The organism is Streptomyces sp. NPDC101227, from assembly GCF_044767545.1.
Classification (GTDB): Bacteria; Actinomycetota; Actinomycetes; order Streptomycetales; family Streptomycetaceae; genus Streptomyces.
On the sequence record NZ_JBIWOD010000003.1, the window covers coordinates 237942 to 263011 of the forward strand.

General features: G+C 69.7%; 20 protein-coding genes. 17 read left to right on the forward strand and 3 right to left on the reverse strand.

Annotated elements, in window-relative coordinates; genetic code table 11:
• The first annotated feature begins 163 nt into the window (after positions 1-163).
• From ACIRPT_RS07880 to clpX, 3 genes are all read left to right on the forward strand, one after another.
• On the forward strand, positions 164-766 hold the full coding sequence (locus ACIRPT_RS07880; RefSeq protein ID WP_403506871.1) for an ATP-dependent Clp protease proteolytic subunit: 603 nt from the start codon (positions 164-166) through the stop codon (positions 764-766).
• A 67-nt stretch (positions 767-833) separates the two neighbouring features.
• Complete coding sequence (locus tag ACIRPT_RS07885; RefSeq protein WP_403506872.1) at positions 834-1511, forward strand: ATP-dependent Clp protease proteolytic subunit; 678 nt, start codon at positions 834-836, stop codon at positions 1509-1511.
• A 169-nt stretch (positions 1512-1680) separates the two neighbouring features.
• On the forward strand, positions 1681-2964 hold the full coding sequence (gene clpX, locus ACIRPT_RS07890) for an ATP-dependent Clp protease ATP-binding subunit ClpX (RefSeq protein ID WP_403506500.1): 1284 nt from the start codon (positions 1681-1683) through the stop codon (positions 2962-2964).
• 385 nt (positions 2965-3349) lie between these two features.
• On the opposite strand, the gene ACIRPT_RS07895 is transcribed toward clpX, so the two are convergent.
• Positions 3350-4291 carry a hypothetical protein gene (locus tag ACIRPT_RS07895; RefSeq protein ID WP_403823881.1) on the reverse strand — a complete coding sequence of 314 codons (942 nt, stop codon included), beginning with the start codon at positions 4289-4291 and terminating at the stop codon, positions 3350-3352.
• A gap of 164 nt (positions 4292-4455) precedes the next feature.
• Here ACIRPT_RS07895 and ACIRPT_RS07900 point away from each other — a divergent pair, with 164 nt between their 5' ends.
• Positions 4456-7077, forward strand: coding sequence for a valine--tRNA ligase (locus ACIRPT_RS07900; protein WP_403823884.1), 2622 nt, complete (start codon positions 4456-4458; stop codon positions 7075-7077).
• Here the strand turns inward: ACIRPT_RS07900 and ACIRPT_RS07905 are convergent.
• Entirely contained in the window at positions 7043-8233 is a 1191-nt protein-coding gene (locus ACIRPT_RS07905) for a hypothetical protein (RefSeq protein ID WP_403824619.1), read from the reverse strand. The two genes, ACIRPT_RS07900 and ACIRPT_RS07905, sit on opposite strands and share 35 nt — an antisense overlap.
• Before the next feature lie 263 nt (positions 8234-8496).
• Between ACIRPT_RS07905 and ACIRPT_RS07910 the strand changes: the two genes are divergently transcribed.
• The 10 genes from ACIRPT_RS07910 (at position 8497) to ACIRPT_RS07955 (ending at position 19734) form a co-directional block, all read left to right on the forward strand.
• Entirely contained in the window at positions 8497-9945 is a 1449-nt protein-coding gene (locus tag ACIRPT_RS07910; RefSeq protein WP_403823887.1) for a peptidoglycan D,D-transpeptidase FtsI family protein, read from the forward strand.
• 82 nt (positions 9946-10027) lie between these two features.
• Positions 10028-11557: a bifunctional folylpolyglutamate synthase/dihydrofolate synthase gene (locus ACIRPT_RS07915; RefSeq protein WP_403823890.1), complete on the forward strand. Its 1530-nt coding sequence runs from the start codon at positions 10028-10030 to the stop codon at positions 11555-11557.
• Between the two features lie 2 nt (positions 11558-11559).
• On the forward strand, positions 11560-11907 hold the full coding sequence (locus ACIRPT_RS07920) for a DUF4233 domain-containing protein (protein ID WP_403823893.1): 348 nt from the start codon (positions 11560-11562) through the stop codon (positions 11905-11907).
• A 105-nt stretch (positions 11908-12012) separates the two neighbouring features.
• A complete protein-coding gene (gene ndk, locus ACIRPT_RS07925; protein WP_403506517.1) occupies positions 12013-12426 on the forward strand; it encodes a nucleoside-diphosphate kinase in 414 nt (137 codons plus the stop codon).
• 294 nt (positions 12427-12720) lie between these two features.
• Positions 12721-13740 (forward strand): rod shape-determining protein, encoded by a 1020-nt coding sequence (locus tag ACIRPT_RS07930; RefSeq protein WP_003985182.1) that lies wholly within the window; start codon positions 12721-12723, stop codon positions 13738-13740.
• Between the two features lie 260 nt (positions 13741-14000).
• Positions 14001-14936 carry a rod shape-determining protein MreC gene (gene mreC / locus ACIRPT_RS07935; protein WP_403823896.1) on the forward strand — a complete coding sequence of 312 codons (936 nt, stop codon included), beginning with the start codon at positions 14001-14003 and terminating at the stop codon, positions 14934-14936.
• A gap of 3 nt (positions 14937-14939) precedes the next feature.
• Positions 14940-15650 (forward strand): rod shape-determining protein MreD, encoded by a 711-nt coding sequence (gene mreD, locus ACIRPT_RS07940; RefSeq protein WP_403506523.1) that lies wholly within the window; start codon positions 14940-14942, stop codon positions 15648-15650.
• A 55-nt stretch (positions 15651-15705) separates the two neighbouring features.
• A complete protein-coding gene (gene mrdA, locus ACIRPT_RS07945) occupies positions 15706-17847 on the forward strand; it encodes a penicillin-binding protein 2 (protein ID WP_403506526.1) in 2142 nt (713 codons plus the stop codon).
• Entirely contained in the window at positions 17844-19055 is a 1212-nt protein-coding gene (rodA, locus tag ACIRPT_RS07950) for a rod shape-determining protein RodA (RefSeq protein WP_403506529.1), read from the forward strand. The genes mrdA and rodA overlap by 4 nt, the downstream gene beginning before the upstream one ends.
• 34 nt (positions 19056-19089) lie before the next feature.
• Complete coding sequence (locus ACIRPT_RS07955) at positions 19090-19734, forward strand: hypothetical protein (protein ID WP_403823900.1); 645 nt, start codon at positions 19090-19092, stop codon at positions 19732-19734.
• Here the strand turns inward: ACIRPT_RS07955 and ACIRPT_RS07960 are convergent.
• Positions 19731-20219 (reverse strand): ATP-binding protein, encoded by a 489-nt coding sequence (locus ACIRPT_RS07960; RefSeq protein WP_403823903.1) that lies wholly within the window; start codon positions 20217-20219, stop codon positions 19731-19733. The genes ACIRPT_RS07955 and ACIRPT_RS07960 overlap by 4 nt on opposite strands.
• A 168-nt stretch (positions 20220-20387) precedes the next feature.
• Between ACIRPT_RS07960 and ACIRPT_RS07965 the strand changes: the two genes are divergently transcribed.
• The 3 genes from ACIRPT_RS07965 to ACIRPT_RS07975 all read left to right on the forward strand — a co-directional run bounded on the left by ACIRPT_RS07965 (position 20388) and on the right by ACIRPT_RS07975 (position 24993).
• Complete coding sequence (locus ACIRPT_RS07965; RefSeq protein ID WP_403823906.1) at positions 20388-21944, forward strand: CHAD domain-containing protein; 1557 nt, start codon at positions 20388-20390, stop codon at positions 21942-21944.
• Positions 21945-22023: 79 nt separating this feature from the next.
• Positions 22024-23949, forward strand: coding sequence for a TIGR03960 family B12-binding radical SAM protein (locus tag ACIRPT_RS07970; protein WP_403823909.1), 1926 nt, complete (start codon positions 22024-22026; stop codon positions 23947-23949).
• Positions 23950-24192: 243 nt separating this feature from the next.
• Positions 24193-24993, forward strand: coding sequence for a TIGR03936 family radical SAM-associated protein (locus ACIRPT_RS07975; protein WP_403823912.1), 801 nt, complete (start codon positions 24193-24195; stop codon positions 24991-24993).
• Positions 24994-25070: the final 77 nt, after the last annotated feature.

The window sequence follows — 25070 nt, forward strand, 5'->3', positions numbered from 1 at the left end:
TGGCGTTGTCCGACCTGCGCGTTAGGGTCCGTAGATACGAGGGCAGGGGAGTCCCTGAAACCGCGCCGCGCACGATACGGCGCAGATCCCCGCGCCCCGGCAGACGACGCTGAGACGGTCGCGAACCGTCCGACAACGAGCAGGTGGACACGTGACGATCCCGATGCCTTCCGCCGCCGCTGAGCCGACCTTTGGTGGCCTCGGCGACCAGGTCTACAACCGGCTGCTCGGCGAGCGGATCATCTTCCTCGGCCAGCCGGTCGACGACGACATCGCCAACAAGATCACCGCGCAGCTGCTTCTCCTGGCCGCGGACCCGGACAAGGACATTTTCCTCTACATCAATTCCCCGGGCGGCTCGATCTCGGCCGGCCTCGCGATCTACGACACCATGCAGTACATCAAGAACGACGTGGTGACGATCGCGATGGGCCTGGCCGCCTCCATGGGCCAGTTCCTGCTGAGCGCCGGCACCCCGGGCAAGCGCTTCGCGCTGCCGAACGCCGAGATCCTCATCCACCAGCCCTCCGCGGGCCTCGCCGGCTCCGCCTCGGACATCAAGATCCACGCCGAGCGGCTGCTGCACACCAAGAAGCGCATGGCCGAGCTGACCGCCTTCCACACCGGTCAGACCGTCGAGCGCATCACCCATGACTCGGACCGCGACCGCTGGTTCTCCGCCGACGAGGCCAAGGAGTACGGCCTCATCGACGATGTGATGGGCTCCGCCACCGGCGTTCCGGGCGGGGGCGGCACCGGGGCCTGAGCCCCGTACCACTCGCCCCACAGCCACCCCAGCCCACTTGATCGCCACCAGGACGGTGAACACCACGATGAACAACTTCCCCGGCAGCGGCCTGTACCAGGGCGCGCAGTCCGAGTTTTCCGGCCCGCGTGCCGAGTCCCGCTACATCGTGCCGCGCTTCGTCGAGCGCACCTCGCAGGGCGTGCGCGAGTACGACCCGTACGCGAAGCTCTTCGAGGAGCGCGTGATCTTCCTCGGCGTGCAGATCGACGACGCCTCGGCCAATGACGTCATGGCGCAGCTGCTGTGCCTGGAGTCGATGGACCCGGACCGCGACATCTCCATCTACATCAACTCGCCCGGCGGCTCCTTCACGGCGCTCACGGCGATCTACGACACCATGCAGTTCGTCAAGCCGGACATCCAGACGGTCTGCATGGGCCAGGCCGCCTCGGCCGCCGCGGTGCTGCTCGCCGCCGGCACGCCCGGCAAGCGCATGGCGCTGCCCAACGCCCGCGTCCTGATCCACCAGCCCTACAGCGAGACCGGTCGCGGTCAGGTCTCCGACCTGGAGATCGCCGCCAACGAGATCCTTCGGATGCGGACGCAGCTCGAGGACCTGCTGGCCAAGCACTCCTCGACGCCCATCGAGAAGATCCGCGACGATATCGAGCGCGACAAGATCCTGACCGCCGAGGAGTCGCTGGCGTACGGTCTGGTCGACCAGATCGTTTCGACGCGGAAGTCGTCCGTTTCGATCGGCTAGCGATCTTCGCTAAGTGAGCCGGAGCGTTGCCCCCTTGGACCGGGTCGGGACCGAGTGAACCGAGTCGGTCCAAGGGGGGCCCGTACAGGGGGCCCGGCAAGGTACCGTCGATAGGCAAGCACCCGGGTCCGTGGAGCAATGCGGATCCCAGGCGAAGGGGAAGCACCTCGTGGCACGCATCGGTGACGGCGGCGACCTGCTCAAGTGCTCATTCTGCGGAAAGAGCCAGAAGCAGGTGAAGAAGCTCATCGCGGGACCTGGTGTGTACATCTGCGACGAGTGCATCGACCTCTGCAACGAAATCATCGAGGAGGAGCTCGCCGAGACCTCCGAGGTGCGCTGGGAAGAGCTCCCCAAGCCCCGGGAGATCTACGAGTTCCTGAACGGCTATGTGGTGGGGCAGGACCCCGCCAAGAAGGCGCTCTCGGTCGCCGTCTACAACCACTACAAGCGGGTGCAGGCGGGCGAGAACGGCGGCGGCCGCGGGGACGAGGGCATCGAGCTCGCCAAGTCCAACATCCTGCTGCTCGGCCCCACCGGCTCCGGCAAGACGCTGCTGGCACAGACGCTGGCCCGGATGCTCAACGTCCCCTTCGCGTTCGCCGACGCCACGGCGCTGACGGAGGCCGGCTATGTCGGCGAGGACGTCGAGAACATCCTCCTCAAGCTGATCCAGGCCGCGGACTTCGACATCAAGAAGGCCGAGACCGGCATCATCTACATCGACGAGATCGACAAGGTCGCCCGCAAGAGCGAAAACCCCTCGATCACGCGAGACGTCTCGGGCGAGGGCGTCCAGCAGGCCCTCCTCAAGATCCTGGAAGGCACCACCGCCTCGGTCCCGCCGCAGGGCGGCCGCAAGCACCCCCACCAGGAATTCATCCAGATCGACACGACGAACGTCCTGTTCATCGTGGGCGGTGCCTTCGCCGGCCTGGAGAAGATCATCGAGGCCCGGTCCGGCGCCAAGGGCATCGGCTTCGGCGCCACGATCCGCTCCAAGCGGGAGATCGAGTCCAAGGACCAGCTCCAGGAGGTCATGCCGGAGGACCTGGTGAAGTTCGGGATGATCCCCGAGTTCATCGGCCGCCTCCCGGTCCTCACCTCCGTCCACAACCTCGACCGCGAGGCGCTGCTCCAGATCCTCGTCGAGCCGCGCAACGCCCTCGTCAAGCAGTACAAGCGCCTCTTCGAACTCGACGGCGTCGAGCTGGACTTCGACCGCCCCGCCCTCGAGGCCATCGCCGACCAGGCCATCCTCCGCGGCACGGGCGCGCGCGGCCTGCGCGCGATCATGGAGGAGGTCCTGTCCTCCGCCATGTACGAGGTGCCGTCCCGCAAGGACGTCGCCCGGGTCGTCATCACGGCGGACGTCGTTCACTCGAACGTGAACCCGACACTGGTCCCGCGCACCCGCGGGGAGTCGGGCGAGCCGCACGAGAAGAGCGCGTAGCTGTAGCCGACTCCGATAGATGCGCGAAACCGCCCGGCAGCGGGGTGCTGCCGGGCGGTTCGGTGTGTTGTAGAGGCTTGTCAGGTGTGCAGAAGCCGCGTAGCAGGCTGTCTCGGGTCAGTGTGGTGGCAACTTGAAGCCCTGGCCGCAGCTGCCGCTATGCGTCGTACTGCCTTGCGCATAAGAAACCCCCCTTAGGCTGAAGGCGACCTTTTCGGTCGATCAGTGGTTAACATACCGGCGGGTATGGCCGCACTAAAGGTTTTCGTAATGTTTCGGCCAATGACCTGCCGAATGCGTCGATTCGCGTACAGGGGAACCGAAGGGCCCTCGACGGGATATCCGTCGAGGGCCCTTTCGTGGTCAGCCGACCGCTGGGGAAGTGTTACTTCTCCTTGCGGACTTCCTCGCGGATCTTGGCGGTCTTCTCGGCCGCATCGTCACCCTCGGGCGCGTGCTCTCCGACCTGGCCGGTCTTCTCGTCCAGCTGGTCTACGAACGTGACCGCGCCGATCGCACTCTTGTCGGCCCAGATGCAACTGACGGCGTTGGCGGACATGCTCACGCTGCCCGCGGAGAACGAGATCTTGAACTTCTTGCACTGCAGCGTCGCACCGTCGAAGCCGTCCGGCGAGTAAGACTCCGCATCGTCGACGGTTTCGAACGAGGCCTTTGAGCCTCCGCCTGTCAGGTTCTTCTTCATGTTCGCTTCTTGCTGGGCGAACATCTGGTCGACAGCACCCTCGGGGTCGCTGATCTTTCCGTAGACGCCGGTCAGATCCAGCGTTGCACCGCTGGTCTTCTTGTAGCCGGCGTGGGTCTTCTTGCCTTCGGTGACCCCCAGTGCCTTGGCGGTCTCGTCCTTGAAGTCCGTAGCGGTACCAGACATGGGGGCCTTGGAGTACTGCCCAAGCAGCTTGTCCGGCAGTGAGATCGTGTAAGGCTTCACATCACCGCCCCCACCCGAGCCGAACACGAAGTAAGCCCCCACGCCGATCGCCGCCACCACGGCCACCGCGCCGATGATCAGGCCGATCTTCTTGCCGCCGCCACCGCTCTCCGGCGGGCCCTGGGGGATCGCGCCGTACGGGGTCTGCTGCTGGCCGTAGCCGGGCTGCTGGCCCTGCTGGGGGTAGCCGTAGCCGGGCTGCGGGGCCTGGCCCTGCTGGGGGTAGCCGTAGCCCTGCTGCTGCGGGGGCACCTGGCCGCCCTGCTGCGGGTAGCCGTAGCCGGGCTGCGGGGCCTGCGGCTGCTGCGGCTGGCCGTACGGGCCGGGCTGCTGGGGCTGCTGGCCGTACGGGCCGGGCGGCGGCTGGTTGAAGCTCATGGAGCGGTTCCCCTCGTAACTACTGTTGGCAGCCAACCTGAGCCGTGCTGCCCGCATCTGATTTTTATGCGCTGCGAACATCCTGTACGACGCCGCCGACGGTCAGTGCCCCGGGGGCGAAACCGATTCGAAGCTGCTACATAGCCGCCCGTACACTGTCCGTCGTGACCGAGAACACTCAGCAGAGCAACCACAGCGCCCCCGAACTGCCGACTCAGTACACGCCGGCCGATGTAGAGGGGCCGCTGTACGAGCGCTGGGTAGAGCGGGGCTACTTCGAGGCGGACGAGAAGAGCGAGAAGCCGCCGTACACCATCGTCATCCCGCCGCCGAACGTCACGGGCTCCCTGCACCTGGGGCATGCCTTCGAGCACACGCTCATCGACGCGCTGACCCGCCGCAAGCGGATGCAGGGCTACGAGACCCTGTGGCAGCCGGGCATGGACCACGCCGGTATCGCGACCCAGAACGTCGTGGAGCGGGAGCTCGCCAAGGAAGGCGCCTCGCGGCACGACCTCGGCCGCGAGGCCTTCGTCGAGCGGGTCTGGCAGTGGAAGAACGAGTCCGGCGGGCAGATTTCGGGCCAGATGCGGCGCCTCGGCGACGGCGTCGCCTGGTCGCGTGAGCGGTTCACGATGGACGAGGGGCTGTCGAAGGCCGTCCAGACCATCTTCAAGCGCCTCTACGACGACGAGCTGATCTACCGCGCCGAGCGCATCATCAACTGGTGCCCCCGCTGTCTGACCGCCATCTCGGACATCGAGGTGGAGTATCAGGACGACGACGGTGAGCTGGTGTCGATCCGTTACGGCGAGGGGGATGCGTCGATCGTCGTCGCCACCACTCGCGCCGAGACGATGCTCGGTGACACCGCCGTCGCCGTTCACCCCGAGGACGAGCGCTACGCCCACCTCGTCGGCACCGAGATCGAGCTGCCGCTGACCGGCCGCCGCATCCCCGTCGTCGCGGACGAGCACGTCGACCCGGAGTTCGGTACGGGTGCGGTGAAGGTGACGCCGGCGCACGACCCGAACGACTTCGAGATCGGGCGGCGGCACGGCCTGACCAACCTCGCCGTTCTCGACGAGCGCGGTGTCATCACGGCGCACGGCCCGTTCCAGGGGCTGGACCGCTTCGAGGCCCGCTCCGCGATCGTCGGTGCGCTGCGCGCCGAGGGCCGGATCGTCTCCGAGAAGCGCCCGTACACGCACTCCGTCGGGCACTGCTCGCGCTGCAAGACCACCATCGAGCCGCGGCTGTCGATGCAGTGGTGGGTCAAGGTCGGCCCGCTGGCGAAGGCCGCGGGCGACGCGGTGCGGGACGGCAAGGTCGCGATTCATCCCAAGGAGATGGAGTCGCGGTACTTCGGCTGGGTGGACAACCTTCACGACTGGTGCATTTCGCGGCAGTTGTGGTGGGGACACCGCATTCCGGTCTGGTACGGCCCGAACGGTGAAGTCGTCTGCGTCGGCCCGGATGAGCAGCCGCCGAGCGGCGAGGGATGGCACCAGGACACCGACGTCCTGGACACCTGGTTCTCGTCCGGCCTGTGGCCCTTCTCCACGCTGGGCTGGCCTGAGCGGACGCCGAGCGTCGAGAAGTTCTATCCGAACTCCGTGCTGGTCACCGGCTACGACATCCTCTTCTTCTGGGTCGCCCGGATGATGATGTTCGGGCTGTACGCGATGGACGGCACCCCGCCGTTCCACACCATCGCGCTGCACGGCATGGTCCGCGACCAGTTCGGCAAGAAGATGTCCAAGTCGTTCGGTAATGCGGTCAACCCGCTGGACTGGATGGACGCCTACGGGTCGGACGCCGTCCGCTTCACCCTCGCCCGCGGCGCCAACCCCGGTGTCGACGTCCCGATCGGCGAGGACTGGGTCCAGGGCTCCCGTAACTTCGCCAACAAGATCTGGAACGCCACCCGCTTCGCGCTGATGAACGGCGCGACGGTGGAGGGCGAACTCCCGCCCGCCGAGCAGCTGTCGGCGACCGACCGGTGGATCCTCTCCCGGCTGAACGAGGTCATCGCCGAGGTCGACGGCTTCTACGAGGACTACCAGTTCGCGAAGCTGTCCGACGCCCTCTTCCACTTCGCGTGGGACGAGGTCTTCGACTGGTACGTCGAGCTGTCGAAGACGACGTTCATGGCGGGCGGTCCGGCCGCCGACGCCTCGCGCCGGGTCCTCGGCGAGGTCCTGGACGTCACGCTGCGGCTGCTGCACCCGATCGTGCCGTTCGTCACCGAGACGCTGTGGACGACGCTGACCGGCGGCGAGTCCGTCGTCATCGCCGACTGGCCGAAGGACTCGGGCTTCCGGGACACGGCCGCCGAGCGGGAGATCGAGACCGTTCAGCAGGTCGTCACCGAGGTCCGGCGGTTCCGGTCCGACCAGGGGCTGCAGCCCGGCCAGAAGGTTCCGGCGCAGCTGGACCTGTCCGGCACGGCGCTGGCCGCGCACGAGGCCGCGATGCGGTCGCTGCTGCGGCTGCAGCCGGCCGGTGACGGCTTCAGCGCCACCGCCTCGCTGCCGGTCGCGGGGGCGACGGTCGCGCTGGATCTGTCCGGTGCGATCGACGTCGAGGCCGAGCGCAAGCGGCTGACGAAGGACCTGGGCGCGGCCGAGAAGGAGAAGGCGCAGGCCACCGCCAAGCTCGGCAACGAGGCGTTCCTCGCCAAGGCGCCGGAGAAGGTCGTGGACAAGATCCGCGGCCGGCTGGAGGCCGCGGAGGCGGACATCGTCCGGATCACCGCGCAGCTGGCGGCTCTGCCCACGGCGTAGCAGCACCTGCCTGATGGCTCGGCGCAGGCCCCTCGTCCGTACGGGCGGGGGGCCTGCGGCGTCCCCGGCGGCCGCCGCGCCGCCCCCGCTCCCGTACGGGCCAGAGCAGGACGTACGCCGTCGAGACGACCACGAAGACCAGGCGGATCAGGCCGCGGGCCGAGTCGTCCGGGACGACGAACACGCTGCCGTAAAGGATCAGCAGGGCCAGCCAGCTCCACCAGGGGACCAGGCGGCGCTGGCCGATGACGTCCCAGAGCAGCGTGCCGAGCAGCACCGACGCGGTGTAGTACGTGTAGACGCTGGGGTCGAGGACGATGCGGGCGTTGGCGCCCAGCAGGACCACCGCCGCCCAGCGGCCGCGCCACACGGCGATGGTGCCCAGGGCGAGGCCCAGGGCGGCCTGCGCGGGGCGGTCCCAGCCGGGGGTTTCCGGGTCGCCGACGCCCAGCCAGCGCAGCGCGGACGCCGGATGGTTCGGGATGGCGAACTTGGCCGCCGCGAAGGACTGCGCATCGCCGAGGAAGAACGGCAGCCAGGCGACGGCGACCAGGCCCGCGCACCAGAGCCCGGCCCGCAGCCACTTCTCCCGGGGCAGCGCCAGCAGGAGGGGGAGGAAGGCCAGGGCGGTCGGCTTGGAGTCCATCGCGAGGGCGAGGAAAGCGCCGGTCAGGGCGGCGTTGCCGCGGGTGACGGACCGTACCGCGAGGGTGGTGAAGAACAGCGCGAGGACGTCGTCGAGGTGCCCGAAGCGGACCGCGACCTCGATCCACATGGGGATGAAGGCCAGCCCGGCGATCAGTACCCGCTGCCGCAGCCGCTGGTGGTTCGTGCCGGTGCCCAGGAAGTGGTGCGCGGCGCTGCGGCCCGCCAGTACGACGATGACCAGGCCGAGCAGCGACATCAGAGCCGCGGCGAGGAACTGGCCGGTGGCCTCGGGGAAGGGGTTGAACAGGCCGGCGGTCAGGAAGCTGAGCGGGCCCATCTGGAGCTCGGGGTGATGGGCGTAGAGATTGAGGCCGCCGGTGCCGTCGCCCGCGGTGCCCTGGTAGATCAGCTCGCCGCCGGTGCGCAGATAGTGCCAGGAGAAGCCGCCGTGCGGCTCGACCACGACGAACCAGAGGACGGTCCAGGCGGAGAGCAGGATCAAATGCATCCGCTGACTGATTGCCGGCACCTGTCTTCCGCTCCCGCCTCTCCGTTCGCTGCCTGCTGGTGATCACCGGGGCACACGGCCCGCCGTGGAAGAGGGAAAAACGCGGCGGAAAGTTGCCCCGGCCGCGCCGATTCGCCCGCCGCGCGCCACTACCGGCCGTCCTCATGGCGCTCTCATGGCGCTCTCATGAAGGCCAGGCACCGTGGACCGGAATGCCGGGGTTTCGCCGGCGCCGCACGTCCAGCACCGAGGAGCCGAGCCCCATGAACACGCCACTGCGACGGGTCTCGGTCTTCTGCCTCGCCCTGGTCCTCGCGCTGATGGGCTGGGCCACCTGGCTCCAGGCCGCACGGGCCGGCGACTACATGGACGATCCGCACAATCCCCGGGTGGCGATCGGCAAGTACGCGGCGCCACTGGGCAACATCCTCGTCGACGGGGAGCCGGTGACCGGATCGGCCGCCACCTCGTCCACGCTGAAGTACAAGCGGACCTACAAGAACGGCCCGCTGTACGCCCCGGTGACCGGTTTCACCTCGCAGATCTTCGGCAGCAACCAGCTGGAGAGCCTCTACGGCGACCTCCTGGACGGCTCCGACGGCCGGCTGCAGAGCCCCGCCGACGCGGTGCTGCACGAGCGGGCCAAGGGCGGCGACGTGGCCACGACCATCGACTCCAAGGTCCAGAAGGCGGGCTACGAGGCGCTGGGGGACAAGAAGGGCGCGGCGGTCGCCCTGGACCCGGCGACCGGGCGGATCCTGGGCATGGTCAGCACGCCCTCGTACGACCCGGGGAAGTTCGCCGGCTCCGGCAGCGCCGACCAGAAGGCCTGGAAGGCGATGTCCGAGGACGGCGACGAGCCCAATGTGAACCGCGCGCTGCGCCAGGCCCTGCCGCCCGGCTCGACCTTCAAGCTGGTGGTGGCCGCGGCCGCCCTGGAGAACGGCCTGTACTCCTCGGTGGACGAGCCCACCCACAGCCCCGACCCGTACACCCTCCCGCACACCCGCACCGAGCTCACCAACGAGAACGCGGCCGCGCCCTGCAGGAACGCCACCCTGCGCACCGCGCTCCAGTACTCCTGCAACACCGTCTTCGCGAAGATCGCCGCCGATCTGGGCAAGGACAAGGTCGCGGCGCAGGCCGAGAAGTTCGGGTTCAACGACGGCAAGGTGGACGTCCCGGTCCGGGCGGCCAAGAGCCTCTACCCGAAGGACATGGACGCGGCCCAGACCGCACTGTCGGGGATCGGCCAGTTCAACGACCAGGCCACCCCGGTCCAGATGGCGATGGTCGCCTCGGCCATCGCCAACGGCGGCGAACTGAAGACGCCGCAGCTGGTGGACAAGCTGACCGACGGCGGCGGCAACACCGTCCAGCGCAACGGCCCCAAGACGTACGGAAAGACGATGTCCGCCCGCACCGCCGAGCAGCTGCGGTCGGCGATGGAGACGGTCGTGGACAAGGGGACCGGATCGAACGCGAAGATCGACGGACTGACCGTAGGCGGCAAGACCGGGACCGCCCAGCACGGCGTCGACAACAGTGGTACGCCATATGCCTGGTTCGTCTCGTACGCCCGCAATGCCGCGGGGCAGCAGGTCGCGGTCGCCGTGATGGTCGAGGACGGGCATGCGGCGCGCAACGAGGTGTCCGGCAACGGGCTCGCCGCGCCGGTGGCCCGCGCCATGATGAAGGCCGCGCTCTCCTAGGGGAAGGGGGGCTGTCCTGGGCGAATGCGGCGGGGGCGGCGCGGCGCGTCCGCTGTCGGAGGTGCCTCGTAGACTTGTCGTCGTGAGCGAGCGCCCCGGAAACGACGACCCCGACCCGACCACCCCCGACCCGGCAGACGCCTTCGAGGAGCTGGTGGAGGCCGAGACCAACCGCGATCCCGACCTGGCGGTGATCGAGGCCGGCAGCCGGACGCTGCGCGCGCAGGCCGGCCCGCCGCAGGGGGACGCGGTGCCCGCCCGGCCCGCCGACCCCGAGGTGGACCGCGCGCTGCGCGCCGTCGAGGAGGAGCTGGCCGGCCGCTGGGGCGAGACCAAGCTCGACCCGTCGGTCGAGCGGATCGTGGCGCTGCTGGACATCCTGGGCTCGCCGCAGCGCGCCTACCCCTCCATCCACATCACGGGCACGAACGGCAAGACCAGCACGGCCCGCATGATCGAGGCCCTGCTGGGCGCGTTCGAGCTGCGTACGGGCCGCTACACCAGCCCGCACGTCCAGTCGGTCACCGAGCGGATCAGCCTGGACGGCGCCCCGATCGCGGCCGAGCGGTTCATCGAGACCTACCGCGACATCGCGCCGTATGTGGAGATGACCGACACCCAGCAGGAGTACCGCCTCTCGTTCTTCGAGGTGCTGACGGCGATGGCGTTCGCCGCCTTCGCGGACGCCCCGGTGGACGTCGCGGTCGTCGAGGTCGGCATGGGCGGCACCTGGGACGCGACGAACGTCATCGACGGCGATGTCGCCGTGATCACCCCGATCTCGCTGGACCACACCGACCGGCTCGGCGAGACGCCCGAGCAGATCGCCGTCGAGAAGTCCGGGATCATCAAGAAGGACGCCACGGTCGTCCTGGCCCAGCAGCCGGTGGACGCGGCGTCCGTGATGCTCAAGCGCGCGGTCGAGGTCGACGCCACGGTCGCCCGTGAGGGCATGGAGTTCGGGGTGCTCACCCGCGAGGTGGCGGTCGGCGGTCAGATGCTGACGCTGCGCGGGCTGGGCGGCGAGTACCCGGAGGTCTTCCTGCCGCTGTACGGCGCCCACCAGGCGCACAACGCCGCGGTGGCGCTCGCCGCGGTGGAGGCGTTCTTCGGCATCGGCTCCGACCACGCCCGCACGCTCGACATCGACACCGTCCGCTCCGCCTTCGCCGCGGTCTCCTCGCCGGGCCGGATGGAGGTCGTACGGCGCAGCCCGACCGTCGTCCTGGACGCGGCGCACAACCCCGCCGGCGCGCAGGCGGCGGCCGAGGGCGTCACCGAGGCGTTCGGTTTCAGCCGTCTGGTGGGCGTCGTCGGCGCCAGCGCGGACAAGGACGTACGGGGCTTCCTGGAGGCGTTCGAGCCGATCTTCGCCGAGGTCGTGGTGACCCGTAATTCCAGCCATCGCGCGATGGACCCCGATGACCTGGCGGCCGTCGCCGTCGAGGTCTTCGGCGCCGAGCGGGTCGTCGTCGAGCCGCGCCTCGACGACGCGCTGGAGGCGGCGATCACGCTCGCCGAGGAAGAGGGCGAGTTCTCCGGTGCGGGTGTGCTGGTGACGGGTTCCGTGATCACGGTCGGCGAGGCCCGGCTGCTGCTGGGGAGGAGCTGACCATGCGGACCCTGTGCGCGAGCACGCTGATCGGCGAGTTCTTTGTGATCGGCTTCGCCGGGCTGGTGGCGATGCAGCTCAGCGACGTGCCGACGGCAACGGTCTGGACGGTCAGCGGGATCGCCATGCTGCTGAGCATCGTGCTGTGCGGCATGCTGACCCGCCCCGGCGGCGTCCAGCTGGGCTGGGCGTTGCAGATCGCCCTGATCGCCAGCGGTTTCGTCATCCCGGCGATGTTCTTCCTGGGCGCGGTGTTCGCGGCGCTGTGGTGGGCGTCGGTCCACTTCGGCCGCAAGATCGATGAGGCGAAGGCGCGCTGGGCCGAGGCCGAGGCGCCCGCGGCGGGCTGACGGCCGGAGGGCCGGCAACGTGGGGGAGCGGCAAAGCGCAGCGGAGCGGCCCTGTAGCCTCGGTGCACCCGCTGACCGTTTGTACGTATACCTGGGAGCCCCTTCGTGAGCCAGCGCACGCTCGTTCTTCTCAAGCCCGACGCCGTCCGACGTGGTCTGGTCGGCGAGATCATCGGCCGTATCGAGAAGAAGGCCGGCTGGACGATCGCCGCGCTGGAGCTGCGCACCCTGGACCGTGGCCTCCTCGAGCAGCACTACGCCGAGCACGTCGGCAAGCCGTTCTACGAGCCCCTGGTCCAGTTCATGTCCTCCGGACCGGTCGTCTCGCTCGTCGTCGAGGGTGAGCGGGTCATCGAGGGCGTGCGCGCGCTGGCCGGGCCGACTGACCCGATTGCCGCACCGAGTGGGTCCATTCGTGGGGACTTTGGCACGATCACCCGAGAGAATCTGATCCACGCCTCGGATTCCGAAGAGTCCGCCGAGCGCGAGATCAAGATTTTCTTCCCGGGAATTTCCTGAGACATCGTCAGGCGTATAACCCTTGTGACCAGGGGCGACCGATGGAATCATCGGTCGCCCCTTGGCATATGCGACTCGATCGGGGGAACGCATCCCCGCGACACGACGTCACCGTTAAGGGGGGCGGGTGCGTGTACGGCTGACAATGGCGCGCAAGGCTCCACCGTGTTCGAGTGGGTGGCACGGCGAGACTACGATGGAGCTTCCGCGTTATTCAGCGCATCACCTCCTGCCGACCTCAAGTAAGCATTCGCTCCAGTTGGGAAGGCCAGACGTATCCTCATGGGGAACAACATGTCGTTCATCGGCCGTGACATGGCTGTCGACCTCGGGACCGCCAACACGCTGGTGTACGTCAGGGGCCGCGGCATCGTCCTCAACGAGCCGTCGGTCGTGGCCATCAACACCAACACCGGCGGCATCCTCGCGGTAGGGGCCGAGGCGAAGAAGATGATCGGGCGCACGCCCGGCAACATCGTCGCCGTACGCCCCCTGAAGGACGGCGTCATCGCCGACTTCGAAATCACCGAGCGGATGCTCCGCTACTTCATCCTCAAGATCCATAAGCGGCGCTATCTGGCCCGCCCGCGGGTGGTCGTCTGCGTTCCCTCCGGAATCACCGGAGTTGAGCGCCGCGCCGTCATCGAGGCCTCGACCCAGGCCGGCGCGCGCCAGGTCCACATCATCGAGGAGCCGATGGCCGCGGCGATCGGCTCCGGCCTGCCGGTCCATGAGGCCACCGGCAACATGGTCGTGGACATCGGCGGCGGCACGACCGAGGTCGCGGTCATCTCGCTCGGCGGGATCGTCACGGCCCAGTCCATCCGGGTGGCCGGCGACGAGCTCGACAACGCGATCATCCAGCACATCAAGAAGGAGTACAGCCTTCTGCTGGGCGAGCGCACCGCCGAGAGCATCAAGATCACCATCGGTTCGGCGTACGACCTCGAGCAGGACGAGCACACCGAGATCCGCGGCCGCGACCTGGTCTCCGGCCTGCCCAAGACCGTGGTCATCTCGGCCGCCGAGGTCCGCAAGGCCATCGAGGAGCCGGTCAACTCCATCGTCGACGCGGTCAAGACGACCCTCGACAAGTGCCCGCCGGAGCTGTCCGGCGACGTCATGGACCGCGGCATCGTGCTCACCGGAGGCGGCGCCCTGCTGCGCGGCCTCGACGAGCGGCTGCGCCGCGAGACCGGTATGCCCATCCACATCGCCGAGGACCCGCTCGACTCCGTCGCGCTCGGTTCCGGCAAGTGCGTCGAGGAGTTCGAGGCGCTCCAGCAGGTCCTCGACTCCCAGCCGCGCAGGTAAGACGTCCCGAGGCCCGGCCCCGCCCGCGGCGCGCCGTACGCACGCCGCGGGGCCGGCGCCACACCGCAGTACCCGATTCATCCGCTGAATCGTTGATATACAGACACAACCCTTCTCCACCGGTACAACATCCCGACAGACACGGTGCCCTGATACGTCACCATCGGCACCGCTCATAAGGCACAACGCTCAACTCCCGAACGAGACCGGCGCGGGCCCGCAGCCGGCCGGTCCTACGAGGAAGGACACGGCCGCCGCACGTGAGGGACACACGAGAGAGCCGGCTGCTGCTGGTGCTGCTGGTCGCGATCGCGTTCGCGCTGATCACGGTCGATATCCGCGGCGGTGAACAGTCCCCGCTCGACGGTGCCCGGCAAGCCGCCGCCTCCGCCTTCGGACCGGTCGAGAACGGCGTCGCGCACGTCATCAGCCCGGTCGGCAACGCCGTCGGCGCCGTACGGGACTCCGGGGAACGGCACAACCGCATCGCCCGCCTGGAGCAGGAGAACGCCGCCCTCAAGGCCAAGCTCGGCTCCGCCGACCGCAACCGCAGCCGCGCCGGCCAGCTCGACAAGATGCTCAAGACCGCCGGCGCCGGCCAGTACGGCATCAAGGGCGCCCAGGTCATCGCCATCGGCGCGGCCCAGGGCTTCTCCTGGACGGTCACCATCGACGCCGGCAGCCGCGACGGCATCGCCCGCGACATGACCGTCCTCAACGGCGACGGTCTCGTCGGCCGGGTCACCACCGTCGGCGCCGACACCGCCACCGTGCTGCTGGCCAACGACCCCGACTTCACCGTCGGCACCCGGATGGAGAAGACCAACGAGATCGGCTTCGCCAACGGCCAGGGCGGCCGCTCGCTGCGCGTCCAGCTGCTCAACGGCAAGGCCACGGTCAAGAAGGGCGACCGCCTGGTCACCTTCGGCTCCAGCGCCGACAAGCCGTTCGTCCCCGGCGTCCCGGTCGGCCAGGTCGTCAAGGTCGAGCCGTCCAACGGCGATCTGACCCGCACCCTCCAGGTCCGTCCCTACGTCGCCTTCTCCCAGCTCGACGTCGTCGGCGTGGTCGTTCAGCCGCCCCGCACGGACCCGCGGGACACCGTCCTGCCGGCGAAACCGGCCAAACCGAAGCCGGCGCCGACGGTCACCGTCACGGCCACCCCCACCGCGAGCGACGACGACCCCAGGAGCTGACCGATGCGCATCAACCGGATCCTGCTCGCGGCCCCTCTGGTCGTCGTCTCCCTGGTCATCCAGGTCGGCGTCCTGGCCCGCCTCCAACTGCCCGGCGCCGTACCGGACCTGCTGCTGCTGGTCGTCCTCGCCCTCGCCCTGGTCTACGGCCACGTCGGCGGCTGCCTGGTCGGCTTCGGCGCCGGACTGCTCGCCGACCTCGCCCCGCCCTCCGACCACGCCATCGGCCGCTACGCGCTGGTGCTCTGCGTCATCGGCTATGCCGCCGGACTGACCAAGCCCGACTCCGGCCAGCACCGCTCGGCGACCGTCCCCCTGATGGTCGTCATCGGTGCCGCCATCGGCTCCACCCTCATGTACGCCGGCGTCGGCGCGCTGGTCGGCGACACCGCGGCCCGGCACGTCGGCCTGGTCGGGCTGCTGCTCAGCGCCACCCTCTACGACCTGCTGCTCGCCCCGTTCATCGTCCCGCTGGTGATGGCCGCCGCGCGCAGAACGGAGAACGATCCGCTGGCCGCCGACGGCTCCGGCGGCAAGGGCGGCTCGGCCGGCAGCCGCGACCCCGCATACGGCTGGCTGAGCACCGGCACCGGCTTCAAGTCCAGCCGCGGCGGCATGAAGAAGTCCGGCTGGATCGGCGGCCAGCGCGGCGGGCTGCTCGGCAAGCAGTCCCGCGGCAAGGCGGACCGCATCAAGGGGGTCAAGCGGCTGTGAGCGGCGCAGACACCGCAGGCGCGCGGCCGACCATCGGACAGACAGTGGGGGCGCTGTGAGCAACATCCCTGAGACGGGCAGGACCTCCCGGGTCACGGTCCGGCTCATCGCGATTCAGATCCTGGTCTTCTCGCTGCTGCTCACCCTCGGCGGCCGGCTCTGGTACCTCCAGATCCGCAACGGCCAGGAGTACGCCAACGAGGCCAAGTCCAACCACGTCCAGCAGGTCGTCGAGCCGGCCACCCGCGGCTCCATCCTCGACGCGCGCGGCGTGCCGCTGGCCGACAACCAGACCCGTCTGGTCGTCTCCGCAAGCCGCACCGAGCTGCTGAAGATGAAGGACGACGGCAAGGCCGTGCTCGGCCGGCTCTCCAAGGTCCTGGGCATGTCCGAGCAGGAGATCCGCAACAAGGTCCGGCTCTGCGACGCCAAGACCCCGCAGCCCTGCTGGAACGGCTCCCCCTACCAGCCGATCCCGATCACGGACGAGGCCACCACCCAGCAGGCCCTCCAGATCCGCGAGCGCTCCGAGGACTTCCCCGGCATCAGCGCCGAGCCCACCGCGGTACGCCGCTACGCCGCCCCCGGCGACGCCAACACCGCCCAGGTCCTCGGCTATCTCTCCCCGGTCACCGACCAGGAGATCCAGAAGGCCAAGAACAGCCGCTCCCCGCTGCTGCGCTCCGACCAGATCGGCCGGTCCGGACTGGAGCGGACGTACGACAGCGATCTGCGCGGCAAGGCCGGCGTCACCCGCTACGAGGTCGACAACCTCGGCCGGGTCATCGGCAAGGCCAAGAGCGACCCCCAGGTGCCCGGCGGCAACGTCATCACCAGCATCGACGCCCGCGTCCAGGCCGTCACCGAAAAAGAGCTCGACCAGGCAATGAAGGACGCCCGCAAAGAGGTCGACAAGAACACCGGCACCAACTACAAGGCCGACTCGGGCGCCGCGGTCGTCATGGAGGCCAAGACCGGCCGGGTGGTGGCGATGGCCTCCAGCCCCGCCTACGACCCCAACGCCTGGGTCGGCGGCATCTCCGGCAAGGACTACGCCCACCTCACCGGCAAGAAGTCCAACTACCCGCTGCTCAACCGCGCGATCCAGGGCCAGGCCGCCCCGGGCTCGATCTTCAAGGTCATCTCGACCACGGCCGCGGTCAACGCCGGATACCCGTTCAACGGCCACTATCCCTGCACCAGCGCCATGAACATCGGCGGCCAGACCTTCAAGAACTTCGAGTCGGAGAACTTCGGCCCGATCAGCCTGGGGCGCGCCCTGGAGGTCTCCTGCGACACCGTCTTCTACGGCCTGGCGTACCAGCAGTGGCAGAAGGACGGCGGCAACAACCCCAGGGACCCCGCGGACTGGTTCTACAAGACGGCCCACCAGTTCGGCCTCGGCAAGGAGACCGGCATCGACCTGCCCAACGAGGTCAGCGGCCGGGTCCCGGACCGCCAGTGGAAGAAGGACTACTGGAAGGCCAACAAGGACGGCTGGTGCGCGCAGGGCAAGCACGCCGACGACTATGTCTCCAAGATCGCCAAGGAGAACTGCGAGTCCGGCATGAAGATGCGCGCCGGTGACTCGGTCAACTACTCCATCGGCCAGGGCGACACCCTCGTCACCCCCATCCAGATGGCCACCATCTACGGCGCCCTCTCCAACGGCGGCACCCTCTACAACCCGACCGTCGGCAAGGCCGTCGTCAGCCCCGACGGCAAGCACGTCCGCATGATCGAGCCCCGCTCGCACGGCAAGCTGCCCGACAGCCCCAAGACGCTCCAGCAGATCGACAGCGCACTCGCCGGCGTGGCGACCCGGGGCACCGCCGCCTGGCGGTTCGGCGGCTGGCCGCAGGACAAGATCCCGATGCACGCCAAGACCGGTACCGCCGAGGTCTACGGGAAGCAGACGACGTCCTGGTTCGCCACGTACACCAAGGACTACACGGTCGTGATGACGATCTCCCAGGGTGGTACCGGTTCCGGCGCCTCCGGTCCGGCCGTGCGCAAGATCTACAACGCCCTCTACGGCGTCAGCGACAGCGGCGACATCAACAAGAAGGCCGCGCTGCTCCCGGCACCGGAAGCCAAGCTGCCCAAGATCGAGGACGACGGCACGATCCAGGCCCAGGCCATCAAGCCGTACGTCCAGCCGAAGCCGTCGTCATCCGCATCGGGGAGCCCTCAGTGACGACCAGCCACACGTCCCGGACGTTCTCCATCCGCCGCTACAGCCCCGAACTCGGCACCTGGGGCAAGCTCACCGCGCGCGACTCGCTGGTCCGCAAGCTCGACTGGATACTGCTGCTGGCCTGTGTGGCGCTGTCCATGATGGGCGCGGTGCTGGTCTTCTCGGCCACCCGTAACCGCACCGAGCTCAACCACGGCGACGAGTACTTCTTCCTCCTGCACCACCTGCTCAACACCGGCATCGGACTGGCGCTGGCCGCGGCCACCATCTGGCTCGGCCACCGCACCCTGCGCGGCGCCATCCCGATCCTCTACGGCATGTCGGTCATCCTCGCGCTGCTCGTCCTGACCCCGCTCGGCGCCACCATCAACGGCTCGCGCTCCTGGCTGGCGATCCCCGGCGGCTTCTCCCTCCAGCCCGCCGAGTTCGCGAAGATCACCATCACGCTCGGCATGGCGGTCATCCTCGCCGCCCGGGTCGACGCCGGCGACCGCCCGCACCCCGATCACCGCACCGTCTTCCAGGCCCTGGGCCTGGCGGCGATCCCCGTCGGGATCATCCTGCTCATGCCGGACCTGGGCTCGGTCATGGTCCTCGGCGCCATCATCCTCGGCGTCCTGCTCTCCTCCGGGGCCTCCAACCGCTGGATCCTCGGCCTGCTCGGCACCGGAGTCGTCGGCTGCCTCGCCATCTGGCAGCTCGGCCTGCTCGACGACTACCAGATCGCCCGCTTCGCCGCCTTCGCCAATCCGAGCCTCGACCCGGCCGGCGTCGGCTACAACACCAACCAGGCCCGCATCGCCATCGGCGGCGGCGGACTGACCGGCTCCGGCCTCTTCCACGGCAGCCAGACCACCGGCCAGTTCGTCCCCGAACAGCAGACGGACTTCATCTTCACCGTCGCCGGCGAGGAACTCGGCTTCCTCGGCGCAGGCATGATCATCTTCCTGCTGGGCGTCGTCCTGTGGCGCGCCTGCCGGATCGCCCGCGAGACCTCCGAGCTCTACGGCACCATCGTCGCCGCCGGGATCATCGCCTGGTTCTCCTTCCAGGCCTTCGAGAACATCGGCATGACCCTCGGCATCATGCCCGTCACCGGCCTCCCGCTGCCCTTCGTCTCCTACGGCGGTACCTCGATGTTCGCCGTATGGATCGCCATAGGGCTGTTGCAGTCGATCCGGGTGCAGCGCCCGGTGTCGGCCGGCTGAGGGGACTGTCAGTGGGGCGCCCTACGCTCCAGCCATGTCTTCACTGACTCCTGACAACCCGTTAGCACACGTCCGTCTCCGGCTGATATCCGATGACTACCTGCCGCCGGAGGCGCTCGACGTCTACCAGTACGTACGGCCCGTGGCGGAGGGCCTGGTCGAGGCCCTCGCCTTCGATCTGCCCGATGCCATCCGCCTCCTCACCGACAGCGATGTCGCGGAGTTCGGGCTGGACGCCCTGAGGGCGGCCGGCCGGGCCAACCTCGCGCGGGAACCGTTCGAGTACGACACGGCCATGCTCGACGACGGCACGGTCATCCACACCGTCGGCGGCGAGTCGCTGTTCGTGGCGAGCCAGGTGCTGGTCCTCGACGAGGTGATGCGGACCACGCACGGCGCGCCGCCGCCACCGGAAGGCGTGCTGGTCACCGTCCCCGGCCGGCAGAACTTCGCCTTCCACCCGATCACCGACCACCACGCCGTCTCCGCCGCCAACGCCCTCGCGGAATTCGGCCTCGGCTCCTACGAAGAATCCCCCGACTACTCCGTCTCCCCGTGGCTGTACTGGTGGCATGACGGCACGCTGACCTCGCTGACCGCGGTCGACGAGGAAAGCCGGACGCTCGCGATCGAGCCGCCGGAGGAACTCCTGGAGATCCTGCAAGGGCTGGACGCCTAGGGGTGCAGCGCCGAGGGGGCCGGCGCGTCCGCCCCGGCCCCCTGGGCATACAGCTCGAACCACAGCGACCCGGACCGGGGCGGCCCCGCGAACGGCGTCGTCCCCCAGGCGTCGGCGAGCCGGGAGAGCAGCAGCAGCCCGAGGTCGGCGTCCTCGTCCGCCCGGGGCGCCGCCGGGACCCGTACGGGCCCGGCGGCCGAGTCATGGACGCTGATGAGCAGACCGTGCGGCGCGGTCAGCACGCGCAGCAGGATGTCGGCCGTCCCGGGGGTGCGCAGATGGGAGCGGGTGACCGCTTCCGAGGTGAGCAGCACCGCGGTCTCCAGCAGCGGGCGCAGCGGCGTACGGCGCAGCACGGGGCGCACGAAGTCGCGGGCGAGCCCGGGGGCGGCGGGGCCGCTCGGCATGCTCAGCAGGTAGGGGCGGCCGTCGGGCGGGATGCGGCCGGGGGTCCCGATGACGGCCGGGACGGTGTGGGGGTGCACGGGTGTCTCCCTCCCCGGAGGGTCGAGCGATCGCCTGGCGCCACCCAGCGTGGATGGCCGGTGACACACCGTAAGTCACCGCCGGTTGCGCGCGCCAGTGCTCCCGGTACCCCCGGCGGCGCCGTCGGATGGGTGGTCGCCCCTGGGCCGGATGACTAGATTCGATGCATGGCGGACACCGTGCGGGAGATCGAGCGGAAGTACGAGGCCACCGACGAGACCCAGCTGCCCGACCTGACCGCGGCGGACCGCGTCGCGGCCGTGGCGGAGCGGGGCGTGGCGGAGCTGGACGCCACCTATTACGACACCGTCGACCAGCGGCTGGCCTCGGCCGGCATCACGCTGCGCCGGCGGACCGGCGGCGAGGACGCGGGCTGGCATCTGAAGCTGCCCGTCGCGCTCGGGATCCGGGACGAGGTGCGCACCCCGCTCTCCGACGCGCCGCCGCCGGAGCTGACGGCGCTCGTACGGTCGCGGACGCTCGGCCGGGAGCTGGCGCCCGTCATCCGGCTGCGGACGCGGCGCACGGTGCGGCTGCTCCAGGCCGCCGACGGCACGGCCCTCGCCGAGCTCGCGGTCGACGCGGTGCGGGCGACCCGCGCCGACCGGACCGGCGCCGAGGTCCGCTGGCACGAGATCGAGGTGGAGCTGACGGGGGAGGGCGGTGGCGATGCCGCGCTCCTGGACGAGGTCGGCGCGGTGCTGGCCGCGGCGGGGGTGCGGCCCGCCACGGCGGCGTCGAAACTGGCGCGGGCGCTTGCCGAGACGGCCGCGGAGGGCGCGCCCAGCAAGCCCAGCAAGCCCAGCAAGCCGGGTAAGTCCGGCAAACCCGGCAAGCGGTCCGGCAAGAAGGCGCGCACCGCCGGGGACATCGTCCTGCGGTACGTCCGCGAGCAGGTGCGGGTGATCATCGAGCTCGACCCTGCCGTACGCCGCGACCTGCCCGACTCCGTGCACCAGATGCGGGTCGCCACCCGCCGCCTGCGCAGCGCGTTCCGCTCGTACACCAAGGTCCTCGACCGTGCCGTCACCCGCCCCATCGGTCTCGAACTCCAGTGGCTGGCAGCGGAGTTGGGAGTGGACCGGGACCGTGAGGTGCTCACCGCGCGGCTGAGCGGGGCCCTGGCGCAGGTGCCCCGGACGCTGCGGCTCGGCCCGGTGTCCGCACGGCTGCGCATCTGGTCGCAGCGGCGCCGTCTGGGCTCGCGGCGGGAGGTGCTCGCCGTACTGGACGGCGAGCGCTACCTGGAGCTGCTGCGCGGCCTTGAGGCGCTGCTGGCCGATCCGCCGCTGCGTGGGGCCGCCGCCCGGTCCGCGCCGGAGGTGCTGGTCAAGGCCGTACTGAAGGACTACGCCCGGCTGGCCGGCCGCGTCGAGGCCGCGCTCGGGACGCCACCTGGGCCTCGCCGGGACGAGGCGCTGCACGGCGCCCGCAAGGCGGCCAAGCGGGTGCGGTACGCGGCGGAGGCGGCCCGCCCGGTGCTCGGCAAACCCGCAAAAAAGTTCGCCAAGCGAACCAAGCGGGTGCAGCAGGTGCTCGGCGACCACCAGGACAGCGTCGTCGCCCGCGGCGCCCTGCGCGAGCTGGCGACCCAGGCCCAGCGGGCCGGCGAGGCCGGTTTCACCTTCGGCCTGCTCTACGGGCGCGAGGAGGCCCTGGCGGCCGAGCGGGAGCGGCAGCTGCCCGCGGTGTGGGCGAAGGCGGCCCCGCCGTCCCGCTGGTAGCACGTCGCCCGTACGGGGGGTGCCGTCGGCCGGGTTACGCTTGAGAATCGCCCTTGCCAGCTCACGAAAGTTCGTCGAGATGCCTGCCGAATCGGTCTTCCCACAGCTCGAGGCCCTGCTCCCGCATGTGCAGAAGCCCATCCAGTACGTCGGCGGTGAGCTGAATTCCACCGTCAAGCCCTGGTCGGAGTGCGACGTGCGCTGGGCGCTCATGTACCCCGACGCGTATGAGGTCGGCCTGCCCAACCAGGGCGTCATGATCCTCTACGAGGTCCTCAACGAGCAGGAGGGCGTCCTCGCCGAGCGCACGTACAGCGTGTGGCCGGACCTCGAGGCGCTGATGCGCGAGCACAACGTCCCGCAGTTCACCGTCGACGCCCACCGCCCGGTGAGCGCCTTCGACGTCCTGGGCGTTTCCTTCTCCACGGAGCTGGGCTACACCAACCTGCTCACCGCCCTGGACCTCTCCGGCATCCCGCTGGAGGCCAAGGACCGCACCGAAGACCACCCGCTGATCCTCGCGGGCGGCCACGCCGCCTTCAACCCCGAGCCGATCGCGGACTTCCTGGACTGCGCGGTCGTCGGCGACGGCGAGCAGGCGGTGCTGGAGATCACCGAGATCATCCGCACCTGGAAGAACGAGGGCCGCCCGGGCGGGCGCGACGAGCTGCTGTTCCGTCTGGCCAAGACCGGCAGCGTCTACGTCCCCAAGTTCTACGACGTCGAGTACCTGGCCGACGGCCGCATCTCCCGCGTCGTACCCAACCGCTCCGGCGTCCCGTGGCGGGTGTCCAAGCACACCGTCATGGACCTCGACGAGTGGCCTTACCCCAAGCAGCCGCTCGTCCCGCTGGCCGAGACCGTCCACGAACGGATGTCGGTCGAGATCTTCCGTGGCTGCACCCGCGGCTGCCGCTTCTGCCAGGCCGGCATGATCACGCGCCCCGTACGGGAGCGAAGCATCACCGGCATCGGCGAGATGGTGGACAAGGGCCTGAAGGCCACGGGATTCGAGGAGGTCGGCCTGCTGTCGCTGTCCTCCGCGGACCACACCGAGATCGGCGACATCGCCAAGGGCCTCGCCGACCGGTACGAGGAAGACAAGATCGGCCTGTCGCTGCCGTCGACCCGCGTCGACGCCTTCAACATCGATCTTGCCAACGAGCTGACCCGCAACGGACGCCGCTCGGGCCTGACCTTCGCGCCCGAGGGCGGCTCGGAGCGCATCCGCAAGGTCATCAACAAGATGGTCTCCGAAGAGGACCTGATCCGGACCGTCTCCACGGCCTACGGCAACGGCTGGCGGCAGGTGAAGCTCTACTTCATGTGCGGTCTGCCGACCGAGACCGACGAGGACGTCCTCCAGATCGGTGACATGGCCGTCAAGGTCATCGCCGAGGGCCGCAAGGTCTCCGGGCAGAACGACATCCGCTGCACGGTCTCCATCGGCGGTTTCGTCCCCAAGCCGCACACGCCGTTCCAGTGGGCCCCGCAGCTCTCCGCCGAGGAGACCGACGCCCGCCTCGAAAAGCTCCGCGACAAGATCCGCGGGGACAAGAAGTACGGCCGCTCCATCGGCTTCCGCTACCACGACGGCAAGCCCGGCATCGTCGAGGGCCTGCTCTCCCGCGGTGACCGCCGCATCGGCTCGGTCATCCGCGCCGTCTACGAAGGCGGCGGCCGCTTCGACGGCTGGCGCGAGCACTTCAGCTACGACCGCTGGATGAAGGCAGCCGAGGAGACGCTGCCCGCCTTCGGCGTGGACGTCGCCTGGTACACCACCCGCGAGCGCACCTACGAGGAGGTCCTGCCCTGGGACCACCTCGACTCCGGCCTCGACAAGGACTGGCTCTGGGAGGACTGGCAGGACGCCCTCGACGAGACCGAGGTCGAGGACTGCCGCTGGACCCCGTGCTTCGACTGCGGCGTCTGCCCGCAGCTCGATCTCGACATCCAGATCGGCCCCACGGGCAAGAAGCTGCTGCCGCTGACGGTCGTCAAATAGGCGGCATCCGTACGCGAGCCCGGCCCGGCCCCGCACCGCGCGGTGGCCGGGCCGAGGCACATCCGGGCCGCTCGCCGTCCCGTCCGGCACGCCCGGAAAACCGGCGCACGCAGCGGCGGTGCCGCCCCGGCGGGAACCAGCCACTCCCCTGGCACGTACTCTAGGTAGCAGTACGACCGCACTCACGAAGGACTGAGCGAACTGGGCAAGCGACAGCCCGAAGGCCCGCCGCCCGCACCGGCGGTGCAGCGCATCCGACTGCGCTACACCAAGCGCGGCCGCCTCCGGTTCACCAGCCACCGCGACTTCCAGCGCGCTTTCGAGCGGGCGCTGCGCCGCGCCGAGGTCCCCATGGCCTATTCGGCGGGCTTCACCCCGCACCCCAAGGTCTCGTACGCCAACGCCGCCCCGACGGGCACGGGCAGTGAGGCCGAGTATCTGGAGATCGCGCTCACCGAGCACCGCGATCCGGTCAGGCTCCGTGAGCTGCTGGACGAATCGCTGCCGGCCGGGCTCGATGTGACCGACGCCGTCGAGGCACACACCAGCGGTCTCGCCGACCGGCTCGAGGCCTCCGTGTGGGAGATCCGGCTCGACGAGGTCGAGGCCGATGCGGCCGCCGCCGCCGTCGAGGCGTTCCTCGCGGCGGACGAGGTGCAGGTCGAGCGCCGTACCAAGAACGGCATGCGCAGCTTCGACGCCCGTGCGGCGGTGCTGAGTCTGGAGGCCGCCGAATGTCAGGGCGATAGGCCCGACGGCAAAGCCTGTGCGATACTGCGGCTGGTTGTTCGGCATCTGACACCCGCCGTACGACCCGACGACGTCCTGTCCGGTCTCCGAGCTGCGGCCGACCTGGCGCCGCCGGTCCCCGCTGCGGTGACCAGGCTGGCGCAGGGGCCGCTCGATGCGGAGTCCGGCACGGTGACCGACCCGCTTGCGCCCGACCGCGACGCTGCCACGGCCGCCCCATCAACGGCCGCCGGAACACGTGCCGCGAAGGCGGCGAGCGGGGCCTCCCCGGCAGCCGGGGATGGCACTGCGTAGGACCGTCGTCGCCGCGTCGCCGATCAGCCAGGGAACGTCCCCGGCCCGGCAGACGCACTGACCAGGAGACTTTCGCC

Coding starts and splice junctions, on each gene's coding strand:
- ACIRPT_RS07920 (WP_403823893.1), top strand. CDS start 11,560: ATGCGGACCCTGTGCGCGAGCACGCTGATCGGCGAGTTCTTTGTGATC.
- ACIRPT_RS07895 (WP_403823881.1), bottom strand. CDS start 4,291: ATGAGCTTCAACCAGCCGCCGCCCGGCCCGTACGGCCAGCAGCCCCAG.
- ACIRPT_RS07910 (WP_403823887.1), top strand. CDS start 8,497: ATGAACACGCCACTGCGACGGGTCTCGGTCTTCTGCCTCGCCCTGGTC.
- mreD (WP_403506523.1), top strand. CDS start 14,940: ATGCGCATCAACCGGATCCTGCTCGCGGCCCCTCTGGTCGTCGTCTCC.
- ACIRPT_RS07930 (WP_003985182.1), top strand. CDS start 12,721: ATGTCGTTCATCGGCCGTGACATGGCTGTCGACCTCGGGACCGCCAAC.
- ACIRPT_RS07905 (WP_403824619.1), bottom strand. CDS start 8,233: ATGCATTTGATCCTGCTCTCCGCCTGGACCGTCCTCTGGTTCGTCGTG.
- ACIRPT_RS07885 (WP_403506872.1), top strand. CDS start 834: ATGAACAACTTCCCCGGCAGCGGCCTGTACCAGGGCGCGCAGTCCGAG.
- ACIRPT_RS07955 (WP_403823900.1), top strand. CDS start 19,090: ATGTCTTCACTGACTCCTGACAACCCGTTAGCACACGTCCGTCTCCGG.
- ACIRPT_RS07970 (WP_403823909.1), top strand. CDS start 22,024: ATGCCTGCCGAATCGGTCTTCCCACAGCTCGAGGCCCTGCTCCCGCAT.
- ACIRPT_RS07880 (WP_403506871.1), top strand. CDS start 164: ATGCCTTCCGCCGCCGCTGAGCCGACCTTTGGTGGCCTCGGCGACCAG.
- ACIRPT_RS07965 (WP_403823906.1), top strand. CDS start 20,388: ATGGCGGACACCGTGCGGGAGATCGAGCGGAAGTACGAGGCCACCGAC.